Here is a 6943-nt window from a genome sequence, read left to right as displayed (position 1 = left end):
AAGGAATAATGCCGCGGACATTTTCGGGAAGTTCAGTTTGGGAATAGGGCAGGACCTTCTTTCGGCTGGATCGGATGATAATCCGGCATGATCGATTCACGAAAGATGGCTTCTAGCTGGTCTACCCGTTTATTTAAATCAATCACTCTTTCATTCGATTTTCCAAGCATTCTAATTAATGTTTCAATCAAATATTCCATTTCATTCTCCCTCTGAAAGGATTTACTCAACCGTGGACGCCTCCCTCGTAACCGTTACGAACATCTCTTCCGGTTTCCTTTGATCGAGGAATCTCACCGATTCAGCTAAAACTTCTGTTACATAGACTCTGGTTCCTTCTTGATTATCATAATGTCTCGTTTGGATTCTGCCGGTTATTCCAATTAACGACCCTTTTCGACAATATCGAGATGTGTTCTCGGCTGCTCTTTTCCAAAGGGTACACTGCACAAAATCTGCATCAATTTCTCCACGCTGGTTGCGATAATGACGGTTAACAGCCAAAGTTACGTTTGTCACCGGCGTTCCTTCGGGTGTCCTCCTAAGCTCCGGACTTTTTGTCAGCCTGCCTACTAGCGTTACCTGGTTAATCATGCTTTCATTCTCCTCTCTATTTGATGTTTCTATCATAACCGCCAAGGGCCCATCAGTAAAAAAGGGAAAAACGCATTTTCCGGGGGCTAAATTCCTATAAAACCCAATTTCCCTAATAAAAAAGACCGATTATTGATTAAAAACACCTCAAAAATTCGATTTTCGGTTGTTCGACAAATTTTTTTCGACATGGGTTCCAGTTCTAATTACTTCCAGGCCTGTGTTATAATTTTTGTAAATGAAAATGGACAGTCCACAGAGGAAGCTTTGCATTTCTTAGAATTGCAGAAGCGCCTTCATCCCCGACAAGCACAAACCGACCGTCACATAAAGGTGATCCATTTTTACCTTCTACAGGGATTGGCGAAAAAAGGTTTTCTATTTTTTCCTCCAAGTGGGTAGGGGCTGGTCGTCCTATGGCAACTTCAAAGCTAACGCAAGAAAAGATACTTTATTTAATAAAATCAAAGAACGGGAGGAACAGGATGAAGACTTTTAAATTGATCTCGCTGCAGGTTGTGGAAGATGAAAAATTAGTGGACATCGAGTTGGTTGATGGCTTGATCATCAATCAAGAAGATGATCGAAGCTTCTGGCTTTTAGAGGCCTATATTAGGAAATCTTATGACGATTATTTCCAAGATCTAGCTAAGAAGGACAAGGATTTGCTTGTTCAAGTGGTCATTACGAAGAAAGAAAATAATCCTGCCACTTTTCAAACGAAGATCGCATCAATTAAACATACTGACAACCATATGAGCATTCTTTTTGAGGGGAAATTAAAAAGGACAAATAATGATTATGCGGAAATCGTTTTAAAGAACCTCATTGAGCAAGGCTTAGAAGGCGAAGAACTTGTGAATGAATTTAAGAAAAAAATCAAAAGGTAATCGTTTCCCCTAATAGGAGCTTCAACTGACGTCTTACCAACTATCTGCGCACAACAAAAACTCCCGTTTACCTATCGGGAGTTTTTGTGAATAATCTATATTAATTAGTGCAAAATCAAATTAGCCAAAGGCTCTTTTCCTTCTGTAAGCATTATATTTAATTGTTGAATGATGTATTCAACATCTTGCTTTCGATAGTCTCGTATTGGGAGCTCCTGTTGATACACATGAAAGTACAGGATAGATGCGTATTTAAGCTCTTTTTCGGTCGCCGGCATTAGCTGTTCTGCTTTTTTTTTAGCTTTTCTTTCATCTTTTCAATGACGTATTTTGCTTCCATTTTACAGGAATAATCATGTTCTTCGCCAAGGCCCTCTTGAAGGCGGTTGATTTCTTCCATTTGGGCAGCGGTTGGTTTTTCAGACAATATTTTATTTATTGATTCATTTATTTTTGCTGCTAACTCTTCGTGCAACGCTGGATTTGCTTTCATATCATCACTTACTTGATTATACCAAGAAGCATGTTTGTTAATATACTCACGCCATTCTGCAACGAATTTTTGTATATTAAATCGGTTTTCATCCCAATTAATTCCGCTCATATACAGTTCAAATGAAGTGGTGATGGACCGAGAAATACTGATTTTTATTCCTTGTGAAAGATCTTTAAACACCATTCTTGTAAAAATACCCCCCAATTGTTAACAAATCTATCTTCGATCACCTGATAACCTACAGACTATTATAACATAAATACATTACCACAAATACGACAGAAAATAAAATAATTGATTGAATTCATAGAAAAGGAGATCACAATTTTGAATTAAGTGAAAAATTTGAGGCTTATTTTTTTAGGCGCTTTTCGCATATATTGTTGATTTTAGCTTTAAAAGTTTGCCCGTTGATTTCCGCTGCGGGCACTTGCTTTCCGCGGGGAGGGACGGGAGCCTCCTCGGCGTTACCGCCTGTGGGGTCTCCCGTTTCCTCTGTTTCCCGCAGGAGTCAAGTGCCCTTCGCTCCAATCAACTCAGATTTTCATATAAAATCACACTAAAAAAGCAACAAATTTTACGAAAACAGCCTTTTTTAAAAAAACTATATTCCACAAAATAAAAGGGATAGGCGTTTTTGCCTTATCCCTTATTCCACTACACATTTCTTTATCTTTTCTTATGCAGATTGTCTGTGGTTGTGCCTGGGGTTGTGTCTGTGGTAGTGCCAGTGTTGTTTAATTCATTATTTCTATTCATATCATTGGTCGTGGTGTTGTTATGATCTGTAGCCGGCGGCACATTCGTCTCTGGAGGCGGCTCCTGTTTAGTTGTTGCACAACCTGATAATAGCATGGCTGAGAGAATAGAACCTCCAATTGCTGTTAAAAGCTTTTTATTCATAAGAAAAAGCTCCTTTCAAAGTTAAAATTTATTGACCTTGTTACTGGTCTCCTTTTATGTTTCCCAAAATCGAATACAACTTGCATAAAAAAAAATAAAGCCGACAACTAATATGCCGGCTTTACCTTATTTTTTTCGACAAAATTCGAGTGGCGTCTGTCACTTTAATGCAAACATTATTTCAGTTTCGCAGACGAGCTCGCCATCGACAGTTGCGATGCCTTTTCCTTTGCCTATCGGGCCTTTGACGCGGGTCATTTCTACTTCTAGACGCAGTTGATCACCAGGCTTGACCTGTCTTTTAAATCGGCATTTGTCGATGCCAGTAAAAAAGGCAAGACGGCCGCGATTCTCTTCTTTTTTTAGCATGGCAACTGCACCAACTTGGGCTAATGCTTCTACAATGAGCACGCCTGGCATGACTGGATAATCGGGAAAGTGCCCGTTAAAAAACTCTTCATTCGCTGTTACATTTTTAATTCCAATTGCTTTTTGACCTTCTTCTACTTCAAGAATTTTATCAATTAGCAAGAATGGATAACGATGGGGAATAATTTCTTTAATTTGAGTTATGTCTAACATATTAGTACCTCCTCCTAATAATAGGTTCTATCTCCATTCATTTTACTAAAAAAATCGAAATTCGCAAACTTTGTTTTGAATATGAGGCTAAAAGGGTGGGCGACTTTTGAAATTAACTTTGTCTCTGTAATTTATTAGGAATTTAGAGTCTCCACTGCTGTTGTTTATTTGGTATTTCCTCCTCTTTCTCGATTTTTATTAAGCACGTTCCAATTTTATCAGCAAGGTTCTCGCTATTATGAGCGACTTTCAGATTTTATCGGTGATTTTCTCGATTTCAATTACCTAGGATGATCTTTTTTCCTTCTTGCGGGAAATGTAACTGCCTTTCATTTACCCAAGACTTCCCTTTTTGCCTTTCTACGGGCAATGTAACTGCCTTTCATTACCTAAGACTTCCCTTTTGCCTTTCCACGGGCAATGTAACTGCCTTGCATTTACCTAGGACTTCCCTTTTTCCTTTCTACGGGCAATGTAACTGCCTTTCATTTACCCAAGACTTCCCTTTTGCCTTTCTACGGGAAATGTAACTGCCTTGCATTTACCGAAGACTTCCCTTTTGTCTTTCTACGGGCAATGTAACTGCCTTGCATTTACCGAAGACTTCCCTTTTTCCTTTCTACGGGAAATGAAATCTTTATCGGCGACTTTCCTCGATTTTATCAGCCAACTCAACTTTTCCCCGCAAAAAAAGAAGGGCAAGCTTTGCCCTTCTTTAACTGCTTATTCTTTTTCAACAAGGTCGATGATATGCGTCCATGTTGATTTGGAAAATACATCTCTTGCATTGCCTCCGCCGATAACCCCGTATCCAACTGCAGCGCCGGCGATGACGCTAAGGAAAATTAAAACAGCAACAATGATAATCCGCAGCCAGATTGGAAGGATGCGCACACGAATCCGCTTGTTCTGCACTTTTTCCACTTTGCCGTTGTGTTCCTTTTTAAATTGTGCACGCGTTTTCGCTGCATCCTGATTATTGTTGTTTTTTGACATTTTCATTTTCCCCTTTTAGATATCAACGTAAAACTATTCCTAACGAATTCCGTTGACTAATCCCATCATTTGATCGGCCAGTGAAACGGCTCGAGACTGGAATTGATAAGCGCGCTGAAGATTAATCAATTCTGTCATTTCCTTTGACATATCAACGTTCGATTGCTCTAGAAAGCCTTGCTGAACTGAAATTTGATTGCGCAATGGTCCATTCAATTCTGTAAGAATCTCATTCTCCATCGTATTCAATTCCGCAAAATTCTCCGGCATGCCGAGGAGATTTCCACCCTTTTGCTCAAGAAATTGAGGTTTCTTCACAAGGACAACCCCAAGATTGAATTCCCTCGTTTCACCGCTTACGATGGAGACAGCCAAGCGGCCATTTTCCGAAACATGATATTCTTTGGCTTGTCCATTAATGATAATCGGATTATTATTTTCATCCAAAACAGGATAGCCTTCGCTTGTCACTAGCATCGTCTCGTTTTGCGATAACGGAGTTAAGTAAAAGGAACCATCCCTTGTGTAGCGCACAGCTGAACCATTATCCCCTTGTTCTAATACGCGGAAATATTGGCCTTCCGTTTTTAACGCCATATCAAGCGGGCGATCTGTCCTTTTTAAAGCTCCTTGTGTCATTACGATTTGGGACTGAGCAAGCTTTGCGCCCACTCCTTGACGGATGCCATTTGGCGTTAAGCGGTTTCCTTCATGATTTACGTTTCGCTGGTTATTAAATTGTTGAAAAAGCAAATCGGTGAAATTGGCTTCTCTGCGTTTATAGCCTACTGTATCGATGTTTGCCATATTATGACTAACAATATCCATTTGCTTTTGCAACTGGGTTATTGTATTCGTTGCCGTAATCATCGTTCGATTCATCATTCTCATCCTTACCCGAGATCATTTGGTTGTATATGCCGAAAATATGTTTCTATGCCATATGCCGATCGGGGGAATGTAAAGTTCCCATTTTACTGATTTTAAGCGAAACGCCCGCTTCCTCAGGGATCTCTCTTCCCCAGATTACCCGATCCGCCCTACTTCATTCGCTACTTTTTCCATGCTGCGGTCATATGCTTGAAGGACCTTTTGATTTGCTTCGAACGCACGGAAGGCGGTCATCATGTCTGTCATTGTTCTACCCACATCCACATTAGATCGCTCTAGAAACCCTTGCTGAAGCTTAAATTGGACGCCACCGGCATTATAAGCATTAGCCAAAGCATTGCCATCTTCCGTCCGATATAGCCCATCTCCTTGTTTAATTAAGCGGTGGGGATTATTCGTAAAACCGATACCCAATCTTGCTGTCTCGCCGCCTTCTCCAGTCAAAACACCGTTTTCATTTACTGTAAACCGGTCACTAGATAACCGGATTGGATTTCCTGCGTCATTCAATACAAACAACCCGCTTGCTGTTGTTAAAAATCCTTGTCCATCAACCGTAAAATTCCCATTTCTTGTATACCGAGTTTCTCCAGAAGGATCAGCCACCGTAAAAAAAACGGAACCGCTTTGGCCATTTTCCTGATTTGCAGGCATGAGAACATCCAATAAAGCCACATCGGTCTGGAGTCCCGTTTCCTTCATATCTCCTTGCATAAAGGCAGGGATCGCTTCTTGCATATAAACACCTGTGCTGAGGAGTCCTACTCTTTTAGTAACAGGGAGATTTAATCCTTTTTCAGTAGGAATCGATTGCTGATCAAATCGCTGCAAAAGCATTTCTGGAAAAGCACGCAATGCTGACTGATCTGCTTTATAGCCTGGTGTATTGGCATTTGCCATATTATTTGTTAACATCTCCGTCCTTCTTTGCTGGGCAAGCATCCCGGACGCGACTGTATAAAAACCTCTAAACATGTCATTCACCTCATAATTTAAGTGAAACTTCCATCAGTGGATGTTTTGTTTATCCTCCACATTAGTTACAGTTATTAGACTTCATGGTTATGTATGGTATCTGTACTGTTTCTATTTCCTTCTATTATAAGAAATATCGGCAGAATAAACATTACTATTTAGAAGAAAAGAATCGAATTTTGAAAAATAACGATTTTCGATAACAAATTCGTTTGAATTTCCTACACTAACCTGTTAAATTCCTCTATTTGCGAAATGAAATGATCCTGTTTATTTGCAAGCTATTTTCGCATATACTGTTGTTTTTAGCCTTGAAAGTTTGCCCGTTGATTTCCGCTGCGGGCACTTGCTTTCCGCGGGGAGGGACTGGAGTCTCCTCGGCGTTACCGCCTGCGGGGTCTCCCACTTCCCTCTATTCCCGCAGGAGTCAAGTGCCCTCCGCTCCAACCAACTCATATTTATTAGATAAATATCACATTATAGAAACAACAAACTTTACGAAAACAGCCACTCGCAAATAGCAGTATATAAAAAAGCCTGCCACCCGATCTGCATCTGGTTGGCAGACTTTCTATTTTTTTTGGCATTGTTAAACAATGTTGTTGATAGACACGCG

The 6943-nt window shown here is 40.2% G+C and carries 9 protein-coding genes; 1 reads left to right on the top strand and 8 read right to left on the bottom strand.

The genetic code is table 11. The features are described 5' to 3' along the window. Positions 1 to 32: 32 nt before the first annotated feature. Both BGM26_RS19400 and ssb read right to left on the bottom strand, forming a co-directional pair. Positions 33 to 230 (bottom strand): hypothetical protein, encoded by a 198-nt coding sequence (locus BGM26_RS19400; protein WP_217042060.1) that lies wholly within the window; start codon positions 228 to 230, stop codon positions 33 to 35. Continuing rightward, the gene (gene ssb, locus BGM26_RS19395) at positions 223 to 594 is read right to left on the bottom strand and encodes a single-stranded DNA-binding protein (RefSeq protein ID WP_217041927.1); all 372 of its coding nucleotides are present in this window, start codon (positions 592 to 594) and stop codon (positions 223 to 225) included. Before ssb ends, BGM26_RS19400 begins: the two co-directional genes overlap by 8 nt. 485 nt (positions 595 to 1079) lie before the next feature. Between ssb and BGM26_RS19390 the strand changes: the two genes are divergently transcribed. Continuing rightward, entirely contained in the window at positions 1080 to 1484 is a 405-nt protein-coding gene (locus tag BGM26_RS19390; protein WP_217041926.1) for a YwpF-like family protein, read from the top strand. Between the two features lie 277 nt (positions 1485 to 1761). Here the strand turns inward: BGM26_RS19390 and BGM26_RS19385 are convergent, their stop codons facing one another. The 6 genes from BGM26_RS19385 to BGM26_RS19360 all read right to left on the bottom strand — a co-directional run bounded on the left by BGM26_RS19385 (position 1762) and on the right by BGM26_RS19360 (position 6327). After that, positions 1762 to 2163, bottom strand: a complete 402-nt coding sequence (locus BGM26_RS19385; protein WP_217041925.1) for a hypothetical protein — start codon at positions 2161 to 2163, stop codon at positions 1762 to 1764. Between the two features lie 486 nt (positions 2164 to 2649). Continuing rightward, positions 2650 to 2883 (bottom strand): hypothetical protein, encoded by a 234-nt coding sequence (locus tag BGM26_RS19380; RefSeq protein ID WP_217042059.1) that lies wholly within the window; start codon positions 2881 to 2883, stop codon positions 2650 to 2652. A gap of 159 nt (positions 2884 to 3042) precedes the next feature. After that, positions 3043 to 3465, bottom strand: coding sequence for a 3-hydroxyacyl-ACP dehydratase FabZ (gene fabZ / locus BGM26_RS19375; protein WP_217041924.1), 423 nt, complete (start codon positions 3463 to 3465; stop codon positions 3043 to 3045). A gap of 723 nt (positions 3466 to 4188) precedes the next feature. Further along, a complete protein-coding gene (locus tag BGM26_RS19370) occupies positions 4189 to 4461 on the bottom strand; it encodes a DNA-directed RNA polymerase subunit beta (protein ID WP_217041923.1) in 273 nt (90 codons plus the stop codon). A 39-nt stretch (positions 4462 to 4500) separates the two neighbouring features. Beyond that, on the bottom strand, positions 4501 to 5343 hold the full coding sequence (locus BGM26_RS19365; protein WP_217041922.1) for a flagellar hook-basal body protein: 843 nt from the start codon (positions 5341 to 5343) through the stop codon (positions 4501 to 4503). Between the two features lie 144 nt (positions 5344 to 5487). Beyond that, positions 5488 to 6327 carry a flagellar hook-basal body protein gene (locus tag BGM26_RS19360; RefSeq protein WP_217041921.1) on the bottom strand — a complete coding sequence of 280 codons (840 nt, stop codon included), beginning with the start codon at positions 6325 to 6327 and terminating at the stop codon, positions 5488 to 5490. Positions 6328 to 6943: the final 616 nt, after the last annotated feature.

Origin of the sequence: Bacillus sp. FJAT-29790 (assembly GCF_019039215.1) — a bacterium.
In the GTDB taxonomy this organism is placed as follows: Bacteria; Bacillota; Bacilli; order Bacillales; family Cytobacillaceae; genus Cytobacillus.
The sequence above is the reverse complement of the archived record's forward strand: the minus strand, read 5'-3'. Positions and strand labels throughout refer to the sequence as shown.